We start from the raw sequence: 23,020 nt of genomic DNA on the forward strand, positions 1-23,020 counted from the left end.
GTGGAGGCGGCGATGGAGACGGCGTTGACCAAGCTGGTCGGGGTCCGCCACCCGATCGTGCAGACGGGCATGGGCTGGGTCGCCGGCGCGCGCCTGGTGTCGGCGGCGGCCGAGGCGGGCGCGCTGGGGATCCTGGCGTCGGCGACGATGACCACGGAGCAGCTGCGCGCGGCCGTCCGGGAGGTCCGCTCCCGGACGGACGCGCCGTTCGGGGTCAACCTCCGTGCGGACGCCGGGGACGCGGCCGAGCGGGTGCGGCTGATCATCGACGAGGGCGTGCGGGTGGCCTCCTTCGCGCTCGCCCCGACCCGGGAGCTGATCGCCCGGCTCAAGGACGCCGGGGTGGTGGTGATCCCCTCGGTCGGGGCGCGCCGGCACGCCGAGAAGGTCGCGGCCTGGGGCGCGGACGCGGTGATCGTGCAGGGCGGGGAGGGCGGCGGGCACACCGGGGACGTGGCCACCACGGTGCTGCTGCCCCAGGTGGTCGACGCGGTGGACATCCCGGTGGTCGCGGCGGGCGGCTTCAGCGACGGACGCGGCCTGGTCGCGGCCCTGGCGTACGGGGCGGCGGGCATCGCGATGGGCACCCGCTTCCTGCTGACCTCCGATTCCACCGTCCCCGACGCCGTCAAGGCCGAGTACCTGAAGGCCGGCGTCCAGGACGTCACCGTCACCACGGCCGTCGACGGGCTGCCGCACCGCATGCTGCGCACCGAGCTGGTCGCGTCCCTGGAGCGGGCGGGCCGGGCCCGGGCGCTGGCCAGGGCGGTCCGGCACGCCGCCGGGTTCCGGAAGCTGTCGGGCCTGACGTGGGCGCAGATGGTGCGCGACGGCCTGGCGATGAGGCACGGCAAGGACCTGTCGTGGAGCCAGGTCCTGCTGGCGGCGAACACGCCGATGCTCCTGAAGGCGTCCATGGTCGAGGGCCGTACGGACCTCGGTGTCATGGCATCGGGCCAGGTCGCGGGGGTGATCGAGGATCTGCCGTCCTGTGCGGAACTCGTCTCCCGGGTCATGGCCGAAGCACGACAGGCAACGGAAGCACTGCACTCGCTCCGCACCCTGCCACCACCAGGGTGATCCCCCTTCTCCGTTCCGGGAGTCGCATGATGAGCCGTGCCCGAATCCGCCTGGCGACGGCGGCGGTCGCCGCCGCCCTCGCCATCGGGACCCTGCCCGCCTCCGCCCACGCGGCGCCGGCGGGCGGCGCCTTCGTCAGGCAGCCGCAGCACCACCGCCAGTCCACGGCGGAAACGATCCGTCAGATCCCCCTCCAGGGCGCCGTCAACCTCCGGGACATCGGCGGCTACCGCACCTACACCGGCGGTCAGGTCCGCCAGGGCCTGGTGTACCGCTCCGACGCGCTGAGCAAGCTGACTGCGGCGGACATCACCACCGTCGCGGGTCTCGGCCTCACGAAGGTCGTCGACTTCCGCATCCCCATGGAGCTCCAGTACGACGGCGCCGACAGGCTGCCGTCCGGGCTCTCCCCCACGTCCCGCCCGATCAGCGACCTGGGCCTGTACGGCACCCTGGTCGGCGCGATAGCCACCGGCGATCCCGTGAAGCAGGAGCAGATGCTCGGCGGCGGCCGCGCCGAGGCCTACATGCGGGACATCTACCGCACGTTCGTGACCAGCCCCGAGAACCGGGCGCAGCTCGCGGCGACCCTGCGGGAGATCGCGGACGGCGGCCAGGGCCCACTGCTGTACCACTGCACCTCCGGCAAGGACCGGACGGGCTGGCTGAGTTACGTCCTGCTGCGCTCGCTCGCCGTGCCGCAGGAGACGGCCGAGCGCGACTACCTGGCGTCGAACACCTTCCGGGCGGCGTACGACGCCCAGGTGCGCGCGGGTCTCAAGCAGTCGGGGCGGATGCAGAACCCGGACCTGCTCATCCCGCTCCAGGAGGTGCGCCAGGACTACCTGGACGCGGCGACGGCGCAGCTGGAGGCCGATTACGGCAGCTTCTACGGCTACCTCACGCAGGGTCTGGGCCTGGACCTGCGGACGCTGGTGAAGCTCCAGGACAAGCTGGTGCGCTAGGCGCACCCGCCCGGCCCCGCCCCGGAACGGCAGGACGCCGGGCGGCGCACGATGCGCGCCGCCCGGCGTCCCGGTGTGCTGTGTCCCGGGTCAGACCGCCCGGCGGCGTCCCTGGCCCGCCGCGCCGACGCGGCTGCGCGCGGAGGCCGCGGCCGCGCCGCCCCCGGAGCCCGAGCCCGCGGAGCGCCGGCCCTGGGCGGGGGTGGAACCGGTGCCCTGGCCGCCGCCCTGGCCGCGCCGGGACTGGCCCGAGGCGGAGGCGGGGGCCTGCCCGGAGGCGGAGCCGGCCGAGCGGCGGCCGCGGCCGCCGGAGGCGGGCGCCGAACCGGTGGCGGAGCCGCCGCGCGGGCCGCCCGAGCGGCGGCGCGAGGAGCCCGAGCCGGAGCCCGAGCCGCTGCGCGCCTTGGGCTGCGCGGGCTGCGGCACCTCCAGCACGACGGGGATGCCGGAGGGCTCCCGGGCGCCGGTCAGGCGGGCCAGCTCCGCGTCGGAGGACTTGATCTGCGCGGTGCGCGGGGTGATCCCGGCGTCCGACATCAGGCGGGACATCTCCCGCTTCTGGTCGGGCAGGACCAGGGTGACGACGCTGCCGGACTCGCCGGCACGGGCGGTACGGCCGCCGCGGTGCAGGTAGTCCTTGTGGTCGGTCGGCGGGTCGATGTTGACGACGAGGTCGAGGTCGTCGATGTGGATGCCGCGCGCGGCCACGTTGGTGGCGATCAGCGCGGTGACCTCGCCGGTCTTGAACCAGTCGAGGGTCCGGTTGCGCTGCGGCTGGGAGCGGCCGCCGTGCAGGCCGGAGGCGCGCACGCCGTCGGCCAGGAGCCGCTTGACCAGGCGGTCGACCCCGCGCTTGGTGTCCACGAACATGATCACCCGGCCCTCGCGGGCCGCTATGCGCGTCGCCACGGCCTTCTTGTCGGTCTCGTCCATGACGTACAGGACGTGGTGCTCCATCGTGCTGACCGCGCCGGCGGACGGGTCGACGGAGAAGGCGACCGGGTCGGTGAGGAACATCTTGACGAGCTTGTCGATGTTCTTGTCGAGGGTCGCCGAGAAGAGCATGGTCTGGCCGTCGGGCCGGACCTGCTTGAGCAGGGCGGTGACCTGCGGCATGAAGCCCATGTCGGTCATCTGGTCGGCCTCGTCGAGGACGGTGACCGCGACCTGCGAGAGGTCGGCGTCACCGCGGTCGATGAGGTCCTTGAGGCGGCCGGGGGTGGCGACGAGCACTTCGGCGCCGCGGCGCAGCGCGCCGGACTGCCGGTTGATCGACATGCCGCCGACGACGGTCGCGATGCGCAGGTTGACGGCCGTGGCGTAGGGGCTCAGGGCGTCGGTGACCTGCTGGGCGAGCTCGCGGGTCGGTACGAGGACCAGCGCGAGCGGCGCCGTGGGCTGTGCGCGGCGGCCGGCGGTGCGGGCCAGCAGGGCCAGGCCGAAGGCGAGCGTCTTGCCGGAGCCGGTGCGGCCGCGGCCGAGCAGGTCACGGCCGGCCAGCGAGTTCGGCAGGGTGGCGGCCTGGATGGGGAACGGCTCGGTCACGCCCTGGGCGGCGAGGGTCTTCAGCAGCGCCTCGGGCATGTCCATGTCCTCGAACGCGTCCACCGGCGGGAGGGCCGGGGTCTGCGGTTCGGGCATGGTGAATTCCTGGGGCCGGGCCACGGGGGCGGACTTCTGCCGTCCCGCGCCAGCCTTCGGACGTCCCTGGGCCGCACCTCGGCCCCGGGTGGGGCGGCGGCTGGGTCGTGCGGAGCTGGAGCTGGTCATGCGAGAAAGCCCTCCTGAAACCGGCAGGTAAAACAAAGGTCGAGACAGCAGACAAGCCGGGGCCCGCACCTCACGGTGCGGACCCCGGCAAGCTGACGTACTTAGTTGGCGGGGAGGATGTTCTCCGCCTGGGGGCCCTTCTGGCCCTGCGTCACGTCGAAGGACACGCGCTGGCCCTCCTGGAGCTCACGGAAGCCCTGGGTGGCGATGTTCGAGTAGTGGGCGAAGACGTCCGGGCCGCCGCCGTCCTGCTCGATGAAGCCGAAGCCCTTTTCCGAGTTGAACCACTTCACGGTGCCAAGTGCCATTTGAAATCTCCTGAATAGGCGGCAAGGGCCCCATCCGGGAGAATCCGGGAAAAACAATAAAAGCGCCTGCGGAGCATTCCCGTCAGGCGCACATAAAGTTCATGGGTACCACAACTGCAACGCCCCCTAAGCTAGCACACCCTGCCGGGCGGCGCTGCGACCCACGGCACACGGGCCCCTCGCACCGCCCGGTCCGGGCCCGGCTACAGCCGCTCGATGATCGTCACGTTCGCCTGTCCGCCGCCCTCGCACATCGTCTGCAGGCCGTAGCGGCCGCCCGTGCGTTCCAGCTCGTGCAGCAGCGTGGTCATCAGCTTCACGCCCGTGGCACCCAGCGGGTGTCCGAGGGCGATGGCGCCGCCGTTGACGTTGACCCGTGCGGGGTCGGCGCCCGTCTCCTTCAGCCAGGCCAGGACCACCGGGGCGAAGGCCTCGTTGATCTCGACCAGGTCGATGGCGTCCAGGGTGAGGCCGGTCTTCTTCAGGGCGTGGGCGGTCGCCGGGATCGGGGCGGACAGCATGCGGACGGGGTCCTCGCCGCGGACCGACAGGTGGTGGATGCGGGCCCGGGGCGTGAGGCCGTGCTCGGCGACCGCCCGCTCGGAGGCGATCAGCATGGCCGCCGCGCCGTCCGAGACCTGGGAGGAGACGGCCGCCGTGATGGTGCCGCCCTCGACCACCGGCTCGAGGCCGGCCATCTTCTCCAGGGTGGTGTCCCGGCGCGGGCCCTCGTCCACCCGGACCTCCCCGTAGGCGACGGTCTCCCGCTCGAAGCGGCCCTCGTCGACGGCCCGGACCGCCCGCTGGTGGGAGCGCAGCGCGTACTCCTCCATGTCCCGCCGCGAGATGCCCCACTTCTGCGCGATGAGCTGCGCCCCGTGGAACTGGTTGACCGGCGCGTCGCCGTACCGCGCCCGCCAGCCCCGCGAGCCCGCGTAGGGCCCCTCGGTGAGGCCCAGCGGCTCGGCGGCCTGCCGGGAGGCGAAGGCGATGGGGATCATCGACATGTTCTGGGTGCCGCCCGCGACCACCAGGTCCTGGGTGCCGGAGAGCACGCCCTGCGCCGCGAAGTGCACGGCCTGCTGCGAGGAGCCGCACTGCCGGTCCACGGTCACGCCCGGGACCTCCTCGGGCAGTCCCGCAGCCAGCCACGCGGTGCGCGCGATGTCGCCGGCCTGCGGGCCGACGGTGTCCAGGCAGCCGAACACCACGTCCTCCACCGCGGCCGGGTCCACCCCGGACCGCTCGACCAGCGCCTTCAGGACGTGCGCGCCCAGGTCGGCGGGGTGCACGGCGGACAGGCCGCCGCCGCGCCGGCCCACGGGGGTGCGTACGGCGTCGACTATGTAGGCCTCGGGCATGACGGGCTCCTCAACGGTCAGGGGCGTACGGCGATCCCGTCCAGGACCATCGACAGGTACTGGCGGGCGATCTCCTCGGGGCTGTGCTGGCCGCCCGGCCGGTACCAGGACGCCGCGACCCACACCGTGTCGCGCACGAAGCGGTAGGTGAGGCGGACGTCGAGGTCGGCGCGGAAGACGCGTGCGGCGACCCCCCGCTCCAGCGTTCCCAGCCACGCCTTCTCGAACTTGACCTGCGAGTCGGAGAGGTAGTGGAAGCGGGGCTGCGCGGAGAGGGTGCGCGCTTCCTTCTGGTAGATGGCGACGGCGGCGCGGTGCCGGTCGATCTCCCGGAAGGACTCGGTGACGAGGGCCTCGATGGTCTCCCTGGGGCCGAGGCCGGCGGCGAGGACGGTGTCGTACCCCGCCCACAGCTCGTTCAGGAAGGCCGAGAGGATCTCGTCGAGCATCGATTCCTTGGAATCGAAGTGGTAGTAGAGGCTGCCGGCGAGCATCCCGGCGGCGTCGGCGATCTTGCGGACGGTGGTGGCGTTGTAGCCCTGGGCGGCGAAGACCTCGGCGGCGGTGCCGAGGAGCTCCTGGCGGCGCTCGGGTGAGGCGGTCACCTGCGTCTTCTTCTTGGCGGCCGGCTGGGCGTCCGGCTGGTTCGTTGGCACGGGCCCATTCTCGGCCTACGCGTGCTGGCTGCTGACCGACACGGTCTCGCCCGTCATGTACGACGAGTAGCCGCCAGCCAGGAAGACGATGACGTTGGCGATCTCCCAGGGCTCGGCGGGGCGGCCGAAGGCCTCGCGGGCGGTCAGCTCGCGCAGCAGCTCCTCGCTGGTGACCTTCACCAGGTGCGGGTGCATGGCCAGGCTCGGGGCGACCGCGTTGATCCGTACGCCGAAGGCGGCGGCCTCCAGGGCCGCGCACCGGGTCAGGGCCATGACCCCGGCCTTGGCGGCGGCGTAGTGGGCCTGGCCGGTCTGGGCGCGCCAGCCGATGACGGAGGCGTTGTTGACGACGACGCCGCCGCGTCCGGACGCCTTCAGGGAGCGCAGGGCGGCGCGGGTGCAGCGGAAGGTGCCGTTCAGGGTGACGTCGAGGACCCGGTCCCACTGGTCGTCGGTCATGTCGACGAGGTCGGCGGTGCCGCCGAGTCCGGCGTTGTTGACGACCACGTCGAGGCCGCCGTGGAGCTGCTCGGCGTGTGCGAAGAGGGCTTCGACCTGCTGTCCGTCGGTGACGTCGCAGGGCAGGGAGGCGACGCGGCCGGCGCCGAACTCGGCGGCGAGGGCGTCCTCGGTCTCCTTCAGGCGGCGGGCGTGGGCGTCGCTGACCAGGACGGCGGCGCCCTCTTCGAGGAAGCGGCGGGCGGTGGCGCCGCCGATGCCGGCTCCGGCGGCGGCGGTGATGACGGCGGTGCGGCCTTCGAGCAGCCCGTGGGCGGGCACGTACGCGGGTGCGGTCAACTCCGTACCTCCTCGGAAGGCCGAGGGCGCGGGCCTCGACGCTGCTGATGGCCGTACGTTAACCTACCAAACACTTGTTAGGGAAGGATCGCCCTGTGCCCCGAGGAGGCGGAGGAATCGTGAACCTCGACCACGACCCCGAGGTGGAGGCCTTCCGCGCCGAGGCGCGGGACTGGCTGCGCGCCCGCGTCCCCGCCCGGCCCCTGCCCTCGCTGGAGACCGGGGAGGGCTTCGCGGCGCACCGGGAGTGGGAGGCGCAGCTGCACGCCGACCGCTGGTCGGTGGTGTCCTGGCCCGAGGAGTACGGGGGCCGGGGCGCGGACATCGAGCGGTGGCTGGTCTTCGAGGAGGAGTACTGGGCGGCGGGCGCACCCGGCCGGGTCTCGCAGAACGGCATCAGCCTGCTGGCGCCGACCCTCTTCGACCACGCCACGGCCGAGCAGCGCGCCCGGGTGCTGCCCCCCATGGCGAGCGGGGAGGTCGTCTGGGCGCAGGCCTGGTCGGAGCCGGAGGCGGGCTCCGACCTGGCCTCCCTGACCTCGCGGGCGGTGCGGACCGACGGCGGCTGGCTGCTGTCCGGGCAGAAGACCTGGTCCTCGCGGGCCGCTTTCGCCGACCGCGCCTTCGGCATCTTCCGTACCGACCCGGCCGCGCCCAGGCCGCACCAGGGGCTCACCTACCTGATGTTCGGCCTGCGGGAGCCGGGGGTAACGGTGCGGCCCATCGGCCGCCTCGACGGCAAGCCGGCCTTCGCGGAACTCTTCCTCGAAGAGGTCTTCGTCCCCGACGAGGACGTGATCGGCGAGCCGGGGCAGGGCTGGCGCATCGCCATGTCCACCACCGGCAACGAACGGGGACTGACCCTGCGCTCCCCCGGCCGGTTCCTGGCGGCCGCCGGCCGGCTCGCCGCGCTGTGGCGCGCGCAGGGCGACCCCGCCGACACCGCGCTGCGCGACCGGGTCGCGGACGCCCTGGTCGGGGCCCGCGCCTACGAGCTGTTCACCTGGACCGGCGCGTCCCGCTTCGCGGCGGGCGAGCGGATCGGCGCGGAGTCCAGCCTGAACAAGGTGTTCTGGTCGCAGTACGACATCGCCCTGCACGAGACGGCCCTGGACCTGCTGGGCCCGGACGCGGAACTCGCGGAGGGGCCCTGGGCCGAGCCCTGGCTCTTCTCCCTGGCCGGGCCGATCTACGCGGGCACGAACGAGATCCAGCGCGACATCATCGCCGAGCGGCTGCTCGGCCTCCCGAAGGGCCGCCGCTGATGCGCTTCCTGCCGACTGCGGAACAGTCGGACTACGCCCGTACGCTGCGCTCCCTGCTCGGCGCGGCCGACGTCCCCAAGGCGGTACGGGCCTGGGCGGCCGGGGACCACGGCCCCGGGCGGGACCTGTGGTCCGCTCTCGCCGCCACGGGCCTGTTCGCCCTGGCCGCGCCGGAGGCGTACGACGGCGTGGGCCCGCTGCCGGTGGAGCTGGCCCTGGGCTTCGTGGAACTGGGGCGGGCGGGCGTGCCGGGGCCGGTGGTGGAGACGGCGGCCGCCTGCGTGCTCTTCGCCGAGCTGGGTGACGACGGGCCGGCCGAGCGGTTCCTGCCGTCCCTGGCCGCGGGCGGGGCCCTGGCGACGCTGACGCTGCCGGGCGGGTCCCCGTACGCCCTGGACGCGGACGCGGTCACGCACCGCTTCACGGTGACGGCGGCGGGCGAGCTGCGGCTGGCCGGCGGGCACGGGGAGCTGCTGGCGTCCACGGACCCGGCGCGACGGCTGTTCCGGCCGGCCGGGGACGGGGAGCTGCTGGCGGCCGGCCCGGCCGTGACGGCGGCTGCCCGGGCGGCCCTGCGCTGGGCCCGGCTGCTGACGGCGGCCCAGTGCCTGGGCGTCGGCGAGGCCCTGCTGGCGCAGACGGTGCGGTACGCGGGGCAGCGCACCCAGTTCGGGACGCCGATCGGCGGCTTCCAGGCGGTCAAGCACCGGCTGGCCGACACCCTGCTGGCCCTGGAGTTCGCCCGGCCGCTGCTGTGGGGGGCGGCGCTGTCCCTGTCGGGGCGGGACGTCGCGGCGGCGAAGCTGACCGCCGGCGAGGCGGCGTACGCGGCCGCGCTCACCGCCCTGCAGCTGCACGGCGCGGTCGGCTACACGCAGGAGCTGGACCTGTCGCTGTGGCTGCGCAAGGCCCGCCCGCTGCGCGACGCGTGGGGCAGCCCGTCGCAGTGCCGGGCGGAGGTGGTGGCTCAGCAGGCGGCCACGTGAAGGGTGACGGCATAGGCCTCCTCGACCACCCCGTCCGGGAAGAGGGCCAGCAGCCGGGCCCGCTCGGCGTCCATGAACTCCCGGGTGCGGGACGCGCCGAGGACGAGGAAGGCGGAGTGGCTGGCGTGGTTGGCGAGGTGCGCCTCCAGCGGGATCCGGCGCGACCAGGACACCTCGCGGGTGACGGCCTCCAGCCCCTCCAGGGACTCGCGCGCGGGAACCCCGACCGCGCCGAAGAAGTCCCGCAGCCGCCGGTCCTGTTCGGCGATCCACGGCACGGTGGTGTCCAGGTCGTTCCACCACAGCGCGAGGGCCCCGCCGGGGCGCAGCACGCGGCGGGCCTCCGGGACGGAGCGGGCGGGGTCGGTCCAGTGCCAGGCCTGGGCGTAGGTCAGGAAGTCGACGCTCCCGCAGGCAAGGGGCAGCCGGTTCCCGTCGCCGCGCACGACCGGGATCGCGGGGTGCGCCCGCCGGAACTCGGCGGCCATCCCGTCCCCGGGCTCCACGGCGACCACCCGGGCGCCGCGCGCGTCCAGCAGCGCGCTGGCGATCCCGGTCCCGGCTCCGACGTCGGCGACCCGCGCTCCGCGCAGCGGCCGCCCGGCGAGCTCCTCGACGGCGTCGAACAGCGCGCCGGGGTATCCGGGCCGGTGGGCGTGGTAGAGCGCGGCGGCGGCGTCGAAGGACCGGGCACGTGGGGTGGTCATGGCGCCATTCTTCGCGAACTCCGGCTGCCTGACGAGCCGTTTCCCGGCTGGGCGGCTCAGCCCGGGCCGGCCCGGGGCTCGGTCACCGGAACTCCCGCACCACCTCGATGCGCCCCACGATGTGCGCGTTGAACTCGGCGAGTTCCTCGGCCGGGACCCAGAGCTCCAGAATGGTCTCCCCGCCGGCCTGTCGGACGGGATACCGCTCCAGGAAGGCCGAGTCCACCTCGAAGCGGGTCACGAAGCCGGCGCCGGAGTGCTTGACGTTCCAGTCGCGGGCGATGCGGACCGCGTAGTCCTCGTTGAGCACCGGGTAGAAGATCGGCTGCTCGGGCAGGCGCGGCGGCCAGGCCCGCCAGTCGAGGGCGCGCACGAGGTCGAGTTCCACGGGGCCCGTGGGGCGCCAGAGGGTGGTGGTGGACATGCCGGCGACCCTACGGGGACCGCCGCGGCGCCGGCCAGCGGTTTCAGGGGCGGGGGCGGCGCCGGCCGCGGTTTCAGGGGCGGGGGCGGCGCAGGGAGAGGGCGGTGACGCCGGCGGTCTGGAGCAGCAGGAGGGCGGCCGTCGCCGCGGCCTGCCAGAACGGCTCGGGCGGGCGGGGGCCCAGCGCCCAGGCCGGGCCGTCCGGATCGACGGTCACCGCCAGCCGGGCGCCGGGCCGCAGGTCCAGCGCCACCGGGCCGGCCAGCTCGCGGCCCGCCTCCGTGCGCAGCCGCAGCGAGGGGGTCTGCGTGGAGCCGTCCTGCACCATGGTCCGCGACGCGACCACCGCCGTCTCCGCCCGGCCCCGCTCGTGAAGGGTGTGCCGGTCCAAGGCGACCCCGCCGACGACCGCGACCCCCACCGCGACGAGGGCGACGGCGGTCCGGGCCACGAACTCCGCTCCGGTGCCGTGCGGTACGGCCGCGCCGACGACGAAGACGGCCAGCAGCACGGGGACCCACGCACCCTCGGGACCACGGAGCAGCAACACGGCCCCGAACTCCGCCGCCAGCAGGCACCCGTTGCGCACGAGCGCCCCCGGCACCCGCCGGACCAGTTCAGCCATGAACACATCATGCCGGGGAAATGCGGGTGCGCACCCTCCCCGACCGCGCATAGGATCCACCGCAAGGCGGGGTCGTAGCACAGAGGTAGTGCGCCCACACGACATGGGGGAGGACGCCGGTTCGAATCCGGCCGCCCCGCCCCCTCAAGCCGTCATGCCTCCTCAGCCCGTCGCCGCCAGCCAGGCCGCCGCTCCTGCCACCGCCGCCTTCGCGGCCGGCAGCGGCAGGCCCAGGAAGCCGTGGAAGACGCCCGGGTGCAGCCGGACCTCGCAGTCCACGCCCGCCTCGCCCAGCCGGCGGGCGTACGCCAGCCCCTCGTCCCTCAGCAGGTCGCAGTCCGCCAGGAGCAGCAGGGTGCGCGGGAGGCCGGTGAGGTCGTCGGCGTGCAGCGGGGAGACGTGCGGGTGGCCGGGGTCGCCTCCGTACTGGTCCCAGTACCAGGCCATGTGCGCGGCGGTGTGGAAGTACCCGCGCCCGTACGCCGCCACCGACTCGGAGCCCATCGAGGCGTCCAGCGGCGGGTACGCCAGCAGCTGCCCGGCGACGAGTCCCGGTGCCCGCAGCGCGGTGACCGCCGCCAGGTTGCCGCCGCTGGAGTCCCCCGCCACCACCACCCGGTCCGCGTCGCAGCCCAGGGCGCCCGCCTCGGCCCGGGCCCACAGCAGTACGGCCAGCGCGTCGTCGGCCGCGGCCGGCCAGGGGTGTTCGGGCGCGAGGCGGTAGTCGGCGGAGACGACCACCGCCCCGGAGGCGGCGGCCAGCGTCCGGCACAGGGCGTCGTGCGTGTCCAGCCCGCACATCACCCACCCCCCGCCGTGGAAGTACACCGCGAGCGGCCGCCCGACCGCCCCGGGCGCGGGGTCGTAGACCCGCACCGGGACCCCCTCCGCGCGGGTGTCGTACACCGAGGCCACCTCCGGCCCCGCCCGGCCCCCCGCGGACGCGGCCGCCCGCAGGGCCGCCGGATCCCCGGGCGGGGGGAAGCCGGCCGTCATGGCGTCGCACAGCCGCCGCGCCTCGGGGGAGAGCCCGTCGCGGGTCATCGGGCCGTCATCCCGCCGTCGACGGCGAACTCCGCGCCGGTGATGTACGAGGAGGCGTCCGAGCAGAGGAAGCGGACGAGCTCCCCGACCTCCCCGGGCCGGCCCATCCGCCCCAGCGGCACGTGCGACCAGTCCCGGCCCGCGACGGCCCCGGCCACCATCGGGGTGTCGATGGCCCCGGGGTGCACCGAGTTGACGCGGATCCCGTCCCCGGCGAGGTCCAGCGCCGCCGACCGGGTCAGTCCGCGCAGCCCGAACTTGGTGGATCCGTACGCCGCGTGGCCGGGGATGCCGACCAGCCCGGCGGTGGAGGAGATGTTGACGACGGAGCCGCCCCCGCCGGCGCGCAGCACCGGCGCCAGCGCCTGGATGCCGAGGAAGGGGCCCAGCAGGTTGACCCGCAGCAGTTCCTCGAAGCCGTGCGCGCTCTGCTCCTCGACGTGCGCGGTGCGCCACAGGGCGGCGTTGTTGACCAGCGCCGACACCGTCCCGAAGGCAGCCACCGCCTCCCGCACCACCCCGGCCCAGCTGCGGGCGTCGGCCACGTCGTGCCGTACGAACAGCCCCCGTCCGCCCAGTTCCGCGGCGACCGCCCGGCCCTCCTCCTCCCGGACGTCCGTCACGACGACCCGCGCCCCGGCCCGCGCGCACAACCGGGCCTCCTCGGCGCCCTGACCGCGCCCGGCTCCGGTGATGACGACGACCTTCCCGTCCAGCGAGATCACACTTCCTCCATGCGAACGGCGGGAGTTGGACAGCCGCGATCCATCGACCTTCCTATTCGAAACACTTCTAGCAGTCACGCCCGTCAGGGGGAAGGGCGTCGCCGGAACCGGTCGTAGACTGCGCTGCGTGGCAGACGAGACGGCAGAAGAGACTCCCCGCACGGCGTCCCGGCGGACGCTCCCCGCGACCAGCTGGGCGGTGCTCGGACTGCTCTCCTTCGGCGAGGAGCTCTCCGGCTACGACCTGAAGAAGTGGTCGGACCGCTCGCTGGGCTTCTTCTACTGGAGCCCCTCCTTCAGCCAGATCTACAGCGAGCTCAAGCGCCTGGAGAAGGCCGGCTACGCCTCCTCCCGGATGGTCACCCAGGACACCGGCCCCCGCGACAAGCGGGTGTACCGGATCACCGACGCGGGCATGACCGCCGTACGGCAGTGGGCGCGCGAGGCACCCGTCGACCCGCCGGTGCTCAAGCACGGCCCGATGCTGCGGCTGTGGCTGGGCCACCTGCTGGAGCCGGAGCAGCTGCGCGAAGTGCTGTACGGACACCGGGAGTTCGCGGAGGACATGCGCCGCCGCGCCGAGGCGGACGCGGCGACCGCGCAGGAGAACGCCGCCTGGGCGTACCCGACCCTCACCCTCAAGTGGGCCGAGCGGTACTACGCCTCCGAGCGCGACCTGGCGGCGGCCATGCTGGAGGACATCGAGGCCCTGAACGGCCGGCCGCGCACGGACCCCGCCCGATGACGGGCGGCAGCGCCATCAGCCTGCGCAAGGTGGAGGAAGCCGCGCCGGCCCTCGTCAACCTGTACAAGAGCGCCGGGACCTCCCTGCGCAAGTACGGCCTGGAGGGCGGCCGGGCCTCGGTCTACCTGGTCCTGGACTACTCCGGCTCCATGCGCCCCTACTACCGGGACGGCAGCGTGCAGGCCCTCGCGGACCGCGTCCTGGGCCTGTCGGCGCACCTCGACTCCGACGGCCGCGTACCGGTCGTCTTCTTCTCCACGGACGTCGACGCGATCGAGGAGGTCTCCCTCGCCGATCACGAGGGACGGGTGGCCGCCATCGCCGCCGGCCTCGGCCACATGGGAAAGACCGCCTACCACCTGGCCATGGACGCGGTGATCGACCACTACCTGGACTCGGGCTCCACCGACCCGGCCCTGGTCGTCTTCCAGACGGACGGCGGCCCGGTCGACAAGACCGCGGCGGAGCGCTACCTGTGCAAGGCGGCCCGCCTGCCCCTCTTCTGGCAGTTCGTCGGCTTCGGCAACACCCACAGCAGCCAGTTCGACTTCCTTCGCCGCCTGGACGAGCTCCCGGCACCGCAGATGCGGGCGGTCGACAACGCGGGCTACTTCCACGCCGGCGCCGACCCGCGCGCCGTACCGGACGCCGAACTGTACGACCGCCTCGTCGCCGAGTTCCCGTCCTGGCTGGCGGCGGCGCGCCGGGCGGGCATCGTGCGTGCCTGACCGGCCGTCACCGGCGGCGCGCGCTTTGATGGACGTATGACGACGAACAACTGGGCTGCGTTCGAGAAGGCGGAGCCGGAATTCGCGGCGGCCGTCCGGGCCCGCTTCGCGCAGTACCCGCACCACGTCCTGGCAACCCTGCGCAAGGACGGCTCGCCCCGGGTGGCCGGGCTCAACGTCGACTTCCGCGGCGGGGAGCTGTGGCTCGGCATGATGGCGGGCTCGATGAAGGCCCGCGACCTCCAGCACGACCCCCGCTTCGCCCTGCACACGAACCCCGGCGCGGACGACACCATGCCGGACGGGGACGTCCGGATCTCGGGCCGCGCGGTGGAGATCGTCGACCCGCCCGAACTCCACCGCTACGCGGAGGAGGCCGGCGCCCCGCCGCACCCCTTCCACCTCTTCCACGCCGACCTGACCGAGGTGGTCCACATCGGCGTCGACGCCGACGAACTGGTGGTGACCACCTGGACCCCGACCCACGGCCTCCACACCGTCCGCCGCGGCAACGACGACACCCCACCCCGCGAGGTCCCGGCGGACTGACCCTCGACACACCGAGAAATCCTTCCCGATCACCTCGGCCCCTGAATGACGGAGCGAACGATGACAGACCTCAGCTCGGAATCCCGAACCCCCCGCCACACCGGCGGACGCGGAAGGGTTCACAGCAACGGTCAGGGAGCTCCCGCGGTCCGGGCGAACGACCCGACTCCTACGAGCAGCCGGTCATGGGACGCCGGCCTCATCGCCGTCAACGACACCGAAGTGGCCCTGATCTGGAGCTTCGAGTCCCTCTGAACCGGAGCGAACGACGATGACCGACCTCACCGCGGAGACTTGGTCCGACGCACTCAAGCTGTACCGGTGGCTCTGCACGTGGGTAGGAGTGGCACCCCGCGAGCACCAGGAATGGTGGCTCGACGTGGGCGCGATCATGCGCCTCGAAACACGGGACCCACGGGGCTGGGAGACCATCGACCCCTATGAGGGCGAGGACGAACGCCGAGAAGACCCAACGTTCCCCTGGCTGGAAACCCCGTCCACCCGCACCGATGCGGAACGCTGCCGACAGCGGGTGACGGAACTCCCCCGCGGCTCAGTACGGTCGCTGCTCATCCTGCTCGGATCCGCACCCCGTGCGGACCTCTCTCTTTCACCGGGCTGGGAGGAGCACAGGCCGGAGAAGGAACGCCGGAGTGACGTGATCCTCTCGCGTTTCCCGGAGGGCACCCGCTTCTACACCAACCTGGGCTGGAAAGGTGACCATCCCGATTTCTACAAGCAATCCCCCCGAAGTCACGCAGCCTTCAGCCAGTACGACTGGGACGCCGGCCTGATCGCCGTGAACGACGAAGAAGTGGCCGTGTTTTGGAACTTCCAGAACAGCTGACCCTATTCAGCCGAACCGGAACCCGCCGTGCCCACCAGATCCGTCACCTACCCCGACCGGGAGACCGCCCAGTGGGCCACTCAGCAGGTCATCCCCCACTGGCTCGCCCAAAACACACACCACCGACCGGCCCGGTCGGGCCCTCACCGCCTACATGCGCCACACCTGGCACACCCGCCCCTGAACCCTCTCGGTCACCGAACAGCAAGGAGGGCCGGGTCCCGCCGCCGATGGCCTGCCCGAGACGCAAGGGAATGGCACGCCCGCTTTCCCGAACTCGGCCAGTTCCTCGTGGCGCGAGTCATCGGTGAGGCGCGAACTCCTCGCCCTGGGCCTGGAGGAGGTCGATTACGCTGTCGGCATCGCCGAGCTCGGCATGGAGATCGACCCACCGGCCCCCTACGCGCCGAGCAGTTGGCTGTCCGTCGTGGCCGATCGACTGGCCGGGCCCCGCGCCGAATACGGCTGAGGAAGCCGGCGCTCCCGGGGCGCAGGGCGGTGCCGGACGGGGCTCTCCACCCGCGCCGCCCCGGCCGCCCTCCCCACACGAGCTTGCCCCCGCTGTCAGTGCCGGCCCCTAGCGTGGAGGGAGCCGAACACACCTCCGGGGGGACCCATGAAGCACACGTTCCAGGGACGCCGACGCACCGCCCTTACGCTCGCGGCCACTACGGCGGTCCTCGCCCTGGCCACCGGCGCCGCCCAGGCGGCCGACCAGACCGAACTCCTGCCCCATCCCCCGGACGGCCTGATCTGGGTGCCCGAAGTGGCCGGCTCCAGCGGCTTCGTCTCGGGCGGGCTGTCCCCGTACCTGGACACGTACACCACCTTCGCCTGTGAGGGCGGCGGCAGCATGGTGGTGTCCTTCACCCTCGACGAACACCCGGACCGCAACCCGGCCCCCTTCACCCTGGACTGCCCCGCGGACGCCCCGGCCCGCCTCACCATCCCCCTGGGCACGGGCCTCCACGGCGGATTCGGCGCGGTGGTCACCACCTCGACCCCCACCCTCCGCTGGGCCGCCACGGTCGTCCAGCCCGAGTAGCCGCCCAAACGCCACCGCGCCCGCCATCCCTGGTCGGGGACATGGCGGGCGCGGGTCGGAGTTCCGTACGCCGTTGTACGGACCGTATGAGGGGTCCCGCCGTTCGCGCGGCGGGGGCGCTGCGGGGCGCTACACCATCAGGGAGCGGTCCGTCGGCTTGACCGGGTACGGGAGGGTGCTGGTGCCGGTCAGGTAGCGGTCCACGCCGCGGGCGGCCGAGCGGCCTTCCGCGATGGCCCACACGATGAGCGACTGGCCGCGGCCCGCGTCGCCGGCGACGAAGACGCCGTCGGCGTCGGTGGCGTACGAGGCGTCGCGGGCGATGTTGCCCCGCTCGTCCAGGCTGACGCCGAACTGCTCGACCAGGCCGTTGGACTGGTCGGTGCCGGTGAAGCCCATCGCCAGGGTGACCAGCTGGGCCGGGAGGACCCGCTCGGTGCCGGGCTTCTGGACCAGCTTGCCGTCCTCGAAGGAGACCTCGACCAGGTGCAGGGCCTGGACGTTGCCGTCCTCGTCGCCCTCGAAGTGGGTGGTGGAGACGGAGTAGATCCGCTCGCCGCCCTCCTCGTGGGCCGAGGTGACCTTGTACAGCATCGGGAAGGTCGGCCACGGCTGGCCGGCCGGGCGGTCCTCCGACGGGCGCGGCATGATCTCCAGCTGCGTCACCGACAGCGCGCCCTGGCGGTGGGCGGTGCCCACGCAGTCCGCGCCGGTGTCGCCGCCGCCGATGACGACCACGTGCTTGCCCTCGGCCGTGATGGGGGGCGCCATGAAGTCGCCCTCCTGGACCTTGTTCGCGAGGGGCAGGTACTCCATCGCGAAGTGGATGCCCTTGAGGTCGCGGCCGGGGACCGGCAGGTCGCGGGAGACGGTGGCGCCCGCCGCGACGACGACCGCGTCGAACCGCTTGCGCAGGTCGGTGGCGGTGATGTCGCGGCCGACCTCGATGCCGGTACGGAACTTGGTGCCCTCCGCGCGCATCTGCTCGATGCGGCGATTGATGTGCACCTTCTCCATCTTGAACTCGGGGATGCCGTAGCGCAGCAGGCCGCCGATGCGGTCGGCGCGCTCGTACACGACCACGGTGTGGCCGGCCCGCGTCAGCTGCTGGGCGGCGGCCAGGCCGGCCGGGCCCGAGCCGATGACGGCCACGGTCTTGCCGGACAGGCGCTCGGGCGCCTGCGGGGTGACGTCGCCGTTGTCCCAGGCCTGGTCGATGATCGAGACTTCGACGTTCTTGATCGTGACGGCCGGCTGGTTGATGCCGAGGACGCACGCCGACTCGCACGGGGCCGGGCACAGCCGCCCGGTGAACTCCGGGAAGTTGTTGGTGGCGTGGAGGCGCTCGGAGGCCGCCGTCCAGTCCTCGCGGTAGGCGTAGTCGTTCCACTCCGGGATCAGGTTCCCGAGCGGACAGCCGTTGTGGCAGAACGGGATGCCGCAGTCCATGCAGCGGCCGGCCTGCTTGCTGATGATCGGGAGCAGCGAGCCCGGGACGTAGACCTCGTTCCAGTCCTTGAGGCGTTCGGCCACGGGACGGGTGCAGGCGGTCTCGCGCGGGGTGGTGAGGAAGCCCTTCGGGTCAGCCATGGGTCGCCGCCTCCATCATCTTCTCGGTGGTCTCGGACTCGGAGAGTCCGGCCAGCTCAGCGGCGTCCTTGGCGGCGAGCACTGCCTTGTACGTGGTCGGGATGATCTTGCTGAAGCGGGCCGCCGCGGCGTCCCAGTCAGCCAGGAGCTTCGCGGCCACGGTCGAGCCGGTCTCCTCCTCGTGGCGGCGCACCACATCGTGCAGCCACTGCTTGTCGGCGTCGGAGGGGGCCTCGACGGCCTCCTTGTTGCCGACGTTGACCTGGCGGGGGTCGAGGTCGATGACGTACGCGACGCCGCCCGACATGCCGGCCGCGAAGTTGCGGCCCGTCTCGCCGAGGACGACCGCCGTACCGCCGGTCATGTACTCGCAGCCGTGGTCGCCCACGCCCTCCGAGACGACCAGGGCACCGGAGTTGCGGACGCAGAAGCGTTCGCCGGTGCGGCCGCGCAGGAACATCTCGCCGCCGGTGGCTCCGTAGCCGATGGTGTTGCCGGCGATGGTGGAGTACTCGGCGAGGTGGTCGGCGGCGCGGTCCGGGCGGACGATCACGCGGCCGCCGGAGAGGCCCTTGCCGACGTAGTCGTTGGCGTCGCCCTCCAGGCGCAGGGTGATGCCGCTCGGCAGGAAGGCGCCGAAGGACTGGCCGGCCGACCCGGTGAAGGTCAGGTCGATGGTGTTGTCGGGCAGGCCCGCCCCACCGAACTTCCTGGTGACGTGGTGGCCGAGCATGGTGCCGACGGTCCGGTTGATGTTGCGGATCGCGACCTGGGCCCGGACCGGCTGGGCGGCTTCGGCGGAGTCGGCGTTCAACGCGTCGGCGGCGAGCTCGATCAGCTCGTTGTCGAGGGCCTTCTCCAGGCCGTGGTCCTGCTCGATCAGGGCGTGGCGGACCGCGCCCTCGGGCAGCTCCGGCACGTAGAAGAGGGGCTCGAGGTCGAGGCCCTGCGCCTTCCAGTGCGTGACGGCCTTGCTGGTGTCGAGGAGCTCGGCGTGGCCGACGGCCTCCTCGATCGTGCGGAAGCCCAGCTCGGCGAGGAGCTCGCGCACCTCCTCCGCGATGAACTCGAAGAAGTTGACGACGAACTCGGGCTTGCCGGAGAAGCGGTCGCGCAGGACCGGGTTCTGGGTGGCGATGCCGACGGGGCAGGTGTCCAGGTGGCAGACGCGCATCATGACGCAGCCGGAGACGACGAGCGGTGCGGTCGCGAAACCGAACTCCTCGGCGCCGAGCAGCGCGGCGATGACGACGTCGCGGCCGGTCTTCAGCTGGCCGTCGGTCTGGACCACGATGCGGTCGCGCAGCCCGTTGAGCAGCAGGGTCTGCTGGGTCTCGGCGAGGCCGAGCTCCCAGGGGCCGCCCGCGTGCTTGAGGGAGGTCAAGGGAGACGCGCCCGTACCGCCGTCGTGGCCGGAGATCAGGACGACGTCCGCGTGGGCCTTGGAGACGCCCGCCGCGACCGTGCCGACGCCGACCTCGGACACGAGCTTCACGTGGATGCGCGCGGCCGGGTTGGCGTTCTTGAGGTCGTGGATCAGCTGGGCGAGGTCCTCGATGGAGTAGATGTCGTGGTGCGGCGGCGGGGAGATCAGGCCGACGCCCGGGGTGGAGTGGCGGGTCTTGGCGACCCACGGGTAGACCTTGTGGCCGGGCAGCTGGCCGCCCTCGCCGGGCTTGGCGCCCTGCGCCATCTTGATCTGGATGTCGTCGGCGTTGACGAGGTACTCGCTGGTGACGCCGAACCGGCCGGAGGCGACCTGCTTGATGGACGAGCGGCGCGCCGGGTCGTACAGGCGGTCCGGGTCCTCGCCGCCCTCACCGGTGTTGGACTTGCCGCCCAGCTGGTTCATGGCGATGGCGAGGGTCTCGTGCGCCTCCTTGGAGATGGAGCCGTACGACATGGCGCCGGTGGAGAAGCGCTTGACGATCTCGGAGACCGGCTCGACCTCGTCGATGGAGATCGACGGACGGCCCGACTCACCCGTCTTGAAGCCGAACAGGCCGCGGAGCGTCATCAGGCGCTCGGACTGCTCGTTCACGCGGTCGGTGTACTTGCGGAAGATGTCGTACCGGCGGTTGCGGGTGGCGTGCTGGAGGCGGAAGACCGTCTCCGGGTCGAACAGGTGCGGCTCGCCCTCGCGGCGCCACTGGTACTCGCCGCCGATCTCCAGCGCGCGGTGCGTGGCCGCGATGCCGGTCGCCGGGTACGCCTTGGCGTGGCGGGCGGCCACCTCCTTGGCGATGACGTCCAGGCCGGCGCCGCCGATCTTGGTGGCGGTGCCGCTGAAGTACGTGCCGACGAACTCCTCGTTCAGGCCGACGGCCTCGAAGACCTGGGCGCCGCGGTAGGAGGCGACGGTGGAGATGCCCATCTTCGACATGACCTTCAGGACGCCCTTGCCGAGGGCGTAGATCAGGTTCTTGATGGCCTGCTCCGGCTCCAGGCCGGACAGGAAGGTGCCGGCGCGCAGCAGGTCCTCGACGGACTCCATGGCCAGGTACGGGTTGACGGCCGCGGCGCCGTAGCCGATGAGCAGGGCGACGTGGTGGACCTCGCGGACGTCGCCGGCCTCGACCAGCAGGCCCACCTGGGTGCGCTGCTTGGTGGCGATGAGGTGGTGGTGCACGGCGGAGGTGAGCAGCAGCGACGGGATCGGCGCGTGCTCGGCGTCCGAGTGGCGGTCCGACAGGACGATCAGGCGGGCGCCGGCCGCGATGGCGGCGTCGGCCTCGGCGCGGATCTCCTCGATCCGGGCGGCGAGGGCGTCGCCGCCGCCGGAGACCCGGTAGAGGCCCGAGAGGGTGGCGGCCTTCATGCCCGGCATGTCGCCGTCGGCGTTGATGTGGATGAGCTTGGCGAGCTCGTCGTTGTCGATCACCGGGAAGGGCAGGGTGACGCTGCGGCAGGACGCGGCGGTCGGCTCGAGCAGGTTGGACTGCGGGCCGATCGAGGACAGCAGCGAGGTGACGAGCTCCTCGCGGATGGCGTCCAGCGGCGGGTTGGTGACCTGCGCGAAGAGCTGGGTGAAGTAGTCGAAGAGCAGCCGGGGGCGCTCGGACAGGGCCGCGATGGGCGAGTCCGTACCCATGGAGCCGAGGGCTTCACCGCCGGTGCGGGCCATGGGCGCGAGGATGACGCGCAGCTCTTCCTCGGTGTAGCCGAAGGTCTGCTGGCGGCGGGTGACCGAGGCGTGGGTGTGCACGATGTGCTCGCGCTCGGGCAGGTCCGTCAGCTCGATCTCGCCGGTCTCCAGCCATTCGGCGTAGGGCGCGGCGCCGGCCAGCTCGTCCTTGATCTCGTCGTCCTCGACGATGCGCTTCTGGGCGGTGTCGACGAGGAACATCTTGCCGGGCTGCAAGCGGCCCTTGCGGACGACCTTGGCCGGGTCGATGTCGAGGACGCCGACCTCGGAGCCGAGGACGACGAGGCCGTCGTCGGTGACCCAGTAGCGGCCGGGGCGCAGGCCGTTGCGGTCGAGGACCGCGCCGACCTGGGTGCCGTCGGTGAAGGTGACGCAGGCGGGTCCGTCCCAGGGCTCCATCAGCGTGGAGTGGTACTGGTAGAACGCGCGGCGGGCCGGGTCCATGGAGGTGTGGTTCTCCCACGCCTCCGGGATCATCATCAGCACGCTGTGCGGCAGCGACCGGCCGCCGAGGTGGAGCAGCTCCAGGACCTCGTCGAAGGAGGCCGAGTCGGAGGCGTCCGGGGTGCAGATCGGGAAGATCCGGTCGAGCACGCCGTCGCCGAAGACGTCGGACGCCAGCTGGGACTCGCGGGCCTTCATCCAGTTCCGGTTGCCCTTGACCGTGTTGATCTCGCCGTTGTGCGCGACGAAGCGGTACGGGTGGGCGAGCGGCCAGGACGGGAAGGTGTTCGTCGAGAACCGGGAGTGGACCAGGGCGAGCGCCGAGGCGAAGCGGCGGTCGGAGAGGTCCGGGAAGAAGGGCTCCAGCTGGCCGGTGGTCAGCATGCCCTTGTAGACGATGGTGCGCGCGGAGAGCGACGGGAAGTAGACGCCGGCCTCGCGCTCGGCGCGCTTGCGCAGGACGAAGGCCTTGCGGTCCAGCTCGATGCCGGTGCTGCCGTTGCTCACGAACAGCTGGGAGAAGGCCGGCATGGTGGTGCGGGCGCCGTTGCCGAGCAGGTCCGGCGTCACCGGGACCTCGCGCCAGCCGAGGACCGTCAGGTTCTCCTCGGCGGCGATGGCCTCGATCTGCTCCACGGCGACGGCCTGTGCGGGGCCGTCGGCGGGGAGGAAGGCGATGCCGACGGCGTACGCGCCGGCCTCGGGAAGCTCGAAGCCCGCGACCTCGCGCAGGAAGGCGTCCGGCACCTGGGAGAGGATGCCCGCGCCGTCGCCGGAGTCCGGCTCGGAGCCGGTGGCGCCGCGGTGCTCGAGGTTCCGCAGGACGGTCAGGGCCTGCTCAACGAGAGTGTGGGTGGCCTCGCCGGTGAGGTTCGCCACGAATCCGACGCCGCAGGCGTCCTTCTCGTTGCGGGGGTCGTACATGCCCTGCTGGGCGGGGCGACCGTCCATGGGCGACCAGGCGGTGGTGCTGGAGCCGGTCGCGGAGTGCGTGGATGCGGAACGCATCGGCTCTCCCGTCGTCGTCGTGGCATATGTGCATAGCCGAGGGACGACGTTGGCCCTCTGCGAAAGTTGGTGCAGGCTACATGATGACGGTAATTCCGAGAACCGGATATCACATTCCAGCATGCGGACACTGCCCGAGGCAGAAAGAAGGGACCTTCAGGGGGTCGCAGACGCTTCCGTGGTCCCGGCGCGAGACGGGCATCGT

At 72.7% G+C, this 23,020-nt stretch carries 22 protein-coding genes, 1 tRNA gene and 1 pseudogene; 12 read left to right on the forward strand and 12 right to left on the reverse strand.

Annotation, left to right across the window (positions count from 1 at the left end; genetic code table 11):
- Complete coding sequence (locus tag ACZ501_RS00995; protein ID WP_468791550.1) at positions 1–1,080, forward strand: NAD(P)H-dependent flavin oxidoreductase; 1,080 nt, start codon at positions 1–3, stop codon at positions 1,078–1,080.
- 29 nt (positions 1,081–1,109) lie between these two features.
- Positions 1,110–2,045: a tyrosine-protein phosphatase gene (locus ACZ501_RS01000; RefSeq protein ID WP_468791552.1), complete on the forward strand. Its 936-nt coding sequence runs from the start codon at positions 1,110–1,112 to the stop codon at positions 2,043–2,045.
- A gap of 90 nt (positions 2,046–2,135) precedes the next feature.
- On the opposite strand, the gene ACZ501_RS01005 is transcribed toward ACZ501_RS01000, so the two are convergent.
- From ACZ501_RS01005 to ACZ501_RS01025, 5 genes are all read right to left on the reverse strand, one after another.
- Positions 2,136–3,815 carry a DEAD/DEAH box helicase gene (locus ACZ501_RS01005; protein WP_362464064.1) on the reverse strand — a complete coding sequence of 560 codons (1,680 nt, stop codon included), beginning with the start codon at positions 3,813–3,815 and terminating at the stop codon, positions 2,136–2,138.
- Positions 3,816–3,916: 101 nt separating this feature from the next.
- Positions 3,917–4,123 carry a cold-shock protein gene (locus ACZ501_RS01010; protein WP_030707191.1) on the reverse strand — a complete coding sequence of 69 codons (207 nt, stop codon included), beginning with the start codon at positions 4,121–4,123 and terminating at the stop codon, positions 3,917–3,919.
- A 203-nt stretch (positions 4,124–4,326) separates the two neighbouring features.
- Entirely contained in the window at positions 4,327–5,484 is a 1,158-nt protein-coding gene (locus ACZ501_RS01015; protein ID WP_361602256.1) for an acetyl-CoA C-acetyltransferase, read from the reverse strand.
- A gap of 17 nt (positions 5,485–5,501) precedes the next feature.
- The gene (locus tag ACZ501_RS01020; protein WP_361602253.1) at positions 5,502–6,140 is read right to left on the reverse strand and encodes a TetR/AcrR family transcriptional regulator; all 639 of its coding nucleotides are present in this window, start codon (positions 6,138–6,140) and stop codon (positions 5,502–5,504) included.
- Positions 6,141–6,155: 15 nt separating this feature from the next.
- Entirely contained in the window at positions 6,156–6,938 is a 783-nt protein-coding gene (locus ACZ501_RS01025) for an SDR family oxidoreductase (protein WP_468791555.1), read from the reverse strand.
- 119 nt (positions 6,939–7,057) lie between these two features.
- On the opposite strand from ACZ501_RS01025, the gene ACZ501_RS01030 reads away from it, so the two are divergent.
- Together ACZ501_RS01030 and ACZ501_RS01035 are read left to right on the forward strand one after the other, a co-directional pair.
- The gene (locus ACZ501_RS01030) at positions 7,058–8,203 is read left to right on the forward strand and encodes an acyl-CoA dehydrogenase family protein (RefSeq protein ID WP_468791558.1); all 1,146 of its coding nucleotides are present in this window, start codon (positions 7,058–7,060) and stop codon (positions 8,201–8,203) included.
- Positions 8,203–9,189, forward strand: coding sequence for an acyl-CoA dehydrogenase family protein (locus tag ACZ501_RS01035; protein ID WP_361602244.1), 987 nt, complete (start codon positions 8,203–8,205; stop codon positions 9,187–9,189). The genes ACZ501_RS01030 and ACZ501_RS01035 overlap by 1 nt, the downstream gene beginning before the upstream one ends.
- Here ACZ501_RS01035 and ACZ501_RS01040 read toward each other — a convergent pair.
- The 3 genes from ACZ501_RS01040 to ACZ501_RS01050 form a co-directional block, all read right to left on the reverse strand.
- Positions 9,171–9,896 carry a class I SAM-dependent methyltransferase gene (locus ACZ501_RS01040; protein ID WP_468791561.1) on the reverse strand — a complete coding sequence of 242 codons (726 nt, stop codon included), beginning with the start codon at positions 9,894–9,896 and terminating at the stop codon, positions 9,171–9,173. The genes ACZ501_RS01035 and ACZ501_RS01040 overlap by 19 nt on opposite strands.
- Before the next feature lie 82 nt (positions 9,897–9,978).
- Entirely contained in the window at positions 9,979–10,320 is a 342-nt protein-coding gene (locus ACZ501_RS01045) for a hypothetical protein (protein ID WP_361602238.1), read from the reverse strand.
- Positions 10,321–10,393: 73 nt separating this feature from the next.
- Positions 10,394–10,945, reverse strand: coding sequence for a hypothetical protein (locus ACZ501_RS01050; RefSeq protein WP_468791564.1), 552 nt, complete (start codon positions 10,943–10,945; stop codon positions 10,394–10,396).
- Positions 10,946–11,011: 66 nt separating this feature from the next.
- Here ACZ501_RS01050 and ACZ501_RS01055 point away from each other — a divergent pair.
- Positions 11,012–11,086, forward strand: a tRNA-Ser gene (locus tag ACZ501_RS01055).
- A 21-nt stretch (positions 11,087–11,107) separates the two neighbouring features.
- On the opposite strand, the gene ACZ501_RS01060 is transcribed toward ACZ501_RS01055, so the two are convergent.
- Together ACZ501_RS01060 and ACZ501_RS01065 are read right to left on the reverse strand one after the other, a co-directional pair.
- Complete coding sequence (locus ACZ501_RS01060; protein ID WP_468791567.1) at positions 11,108–11,989, reverse strand: alpha/beta hydrolase; 882 nt, start codon at positions 11,987–11,989, stop codon at positions 11,108–11,110.
- Entirely contained in the window at positions 11,986–12,714 is a 729-nt protein-coding gene (locus ACZ501_RS01065) for an SDR family NAD(P)-dependent oxidoreductase (protein WP_361602229.1), read from the reverse strand. The genes ACZ501_RS01060 and ACZ501_RS01065 overlap by 4 nt, the downstream gene beginning before the upstream one ends.
- A 118-nt stretch (positions 12,715–12,832) precedes the next feature.
- On the opposite strand from ACZ501_RS01065, the gene ACZ501_RS01070 reads away from it, so the two are divergent.
- The 7 genes and pseudogenes from ACZ501_RS01070 (at position 12,833) to ACZ501_RS01100 (ending at position 16,628) form a co-directional block, all read left to right on the forward strand.
- Entirely contained in the window at positions 12,833–13,459 is a 627-nt protein-coding gene (locus tag ACZ501_RS01070) for a PadR family transcriptional regulator (protein WP_361602286.1), read from the forward strand.
- Positions 13,456–14,187 carry a vWA domain-containing protein gene (locus ACZ501_RS01075; RefSeq protein WP_468791570.1) on the forward strand — a complete coding sequence of 244 codons (732 nt, stop codon included), beginning with the start codon at positions 13,456–13,458 and terminating at the stop codon, positions 14,185–14,187. Before ACZ501_RS01070 ends, ACZ501_RS01075 begins: the two co-directional genes overlap by 4 nt.
- Positions 14,188–14,223: 36 nt before the next feature.
- Positions 14,224–14,736, forward strand: coding sequence for a pyridoxamine 5'-phosphate oxidase family protein (locus ACZ501_RS01080; protein ID WP_361602223.1), 513 nt, complete (start codon positions 14,224–14,226; stop codon positions 14,734–14,736).
- Positions 14,737–15,007: 271 nt separating this feature from the next.
- A complete protein-coding gene (locus ACZ501_RS01085; RefSeq protein WP_468791572.1) occupies positions 15,008–15,583 on the forward strand; it encodes a hypothetical protein in 576 nt (191 codons plus the stop codon).
- Between the two features lie 27 nt (positions 15,584–15,610).
- Positions 15,611–15,715: pseudogene (locus ACZ501_RS01090) on the forward strand (RNase A-like domain-containing protein); the annotation flags it as partial.
- Between the two features lie 175 nt (positions 15,716–15,890).
- On the forward strand, positions 15,891–16,052 hold the full coding sequence (locus ACZ501_RS01095; RefSeq protein ID WP_468791574.1) for a hypothetical protein: 162 nt from the start codon (positions 15,891–15,893) through the stop codon (positions 16,050–16,052).
- Between the two features lie 147 nt (positions 16,053–16,199).
- Complete coding sequence (locus tag ACZ501_RS01100; RefSeq protein ID WP_468791577.1) at positions 16,200–16,628, forward strand: hypothetical protein; 429 nt, start codon at positions 16,200–16,202, stop codon at positions 16,626–16,628.
- A gap of 129 nt (positions 16,629–16,757) precedes the next feature.
- On the opposite strand, the gene ACZ501_RS01105 is transcribed toward ACZ501_RS01100, so the two are convergent.
- Positions 16,758–18,218: a glutamate synthase subunit beta gene (locus tag ACZ501_RS01105; RefSeq protein ID WP_361602200.1), complete on the reverse strand. Its 1,461-nt coding sequence runs from the start codon at positions 18,216–18,218 to the stop codon at positions 16,758–16,760.
- A complete protein-coding gene (gene gltB, locus ACZ501_RS01110) occupies positions 18,211–22,758 on the reverse strand; it encodes a glutamate synthase large subunit (protein WP_362464110.1) in 4,548 nt (1,515 codons plus the stop codon). Before gltB ends, ACZ501_RS01105 begins: the two co-directional genes overlap by 8 nt.
- Positions 22,759–23,020 lie beyond the last annotated feature (262 nt).

The sequence above is a fragment of the Streptomyces sp. NPDC034085 genome (genome assembly GCF_055575555.1).

Excerpts from the sequence above, each read along its gene's own strand:
- ACZ501_RS01000 (WP_468791552.1), top strand. The coding sequence starts at position 1,110 with ATGAGCCGTGCCCGAATCCGCCTGGCGACGGCGGCGGTCGCCGCCGCC.
- ACZ501_RS01005 (WP_362464064.1), bottom strand. The coding sequence starts at position 3,815 with ATGACCAGCTCCAGCTCCGCACGACCCAGCCGCCGCCCCACCCGGGGC.
- ACZ501_RS01010 (WP_030707191.1), bottom strand. The coding sequence starts at position 4,123 with ATGGCACTTGGCACCGTGAAGTGGTTCAACTCGGAAAAGGGCTTCGGC.
- ACZ501_RS01015 (WP_361602256.1), bottom strand. The coding sequence starts at position 5,484 with ATGCCCGAGGCCTACATAGTCGACGCCGTACGCACCCCCGTGGGCCGG.
- ACZ501_RS01035 (WP_361602244.1), top strand. The coding sequence starts at position 8,203 with ATGCGCTTCCTGCCGACTGCGGAACAGTCGGACTACGCCCGTACGCTG.
- ACZ501_RS01040 (WP_468791561.1), bottom strand. The coding sequence starts at position 9,896 with ATGACCACCCCACGTGCCCGGTCCTTCGACGCCGCCGCCGCGCTCTAC.
- ACZ501_RS01045 (WP_361602238.1), bottom strand. The coding sequence starts at position 10,320 with ATGTCCACCACCACCCTCTGGCGCCCCACGGGCCCCGTGGAACTCGAC.
- ACZ501_RS01050 (WP_468791564.1), bottom strand. The coding sequence starts at position 10,945 with ATGGCTGAACTGGTCCGGCGGGTGCCGGGGGCGCTCGTGCGCAACGGG.
- ACZ501_RS01060 (WP_468791567.1), bottom strand. The coding sequence starts at position 11,989 with ATGACCCGCGACGGGCTCTCCCCCGAGGCGCGGCGGCTGTGCGACGCC.
- ACZ501_RS01075 (WP_468791570.1), top strand. The coding sequence starts at position 13,456 with ATGACGGGCGGCAGCGCCATCAGCCTGCGCAAGGTGGAGGAAGCCGCG.
- ACZ501_RS01080 (WP_361602223.1), top strand. The coding sequence starts at position 14,224 with ATGACGACGAACAACTGGGCTGCGTTCGAGAAGGCGGAGCCGGAATTC.
- ACZ501_RS01085 (WP_468791572.1), top strand. The coding sequence starts at position 15,008 with ATGACCGACCTCACCGCGGAGACTTGGTCCGACGCACTCAAGCTGTAC.
- ACZ501_RS01100 (WP_468791577.1), top strand. The coding sequence starts at position 16,200 with ATGAAGCACACGTTCCAGGGACGCCGACGCACCGCCCTTACGCTCGCG.
- ACZ501_RS01105 (WP_361602200.1), bottom strand. The coding sequence starts at position 18,218 with ATGGCTGACCCGAAGGGCTTCCTCACCACCCCGCGCGAGACCGCCTGC.
- gltB (WP_362464110.1), bottom strand. The coding sequence starts at position 22,758 with ATGGACGGTCGCCCCGCCCAGCAGGGCATGTACGACCCCCGCAACGAG.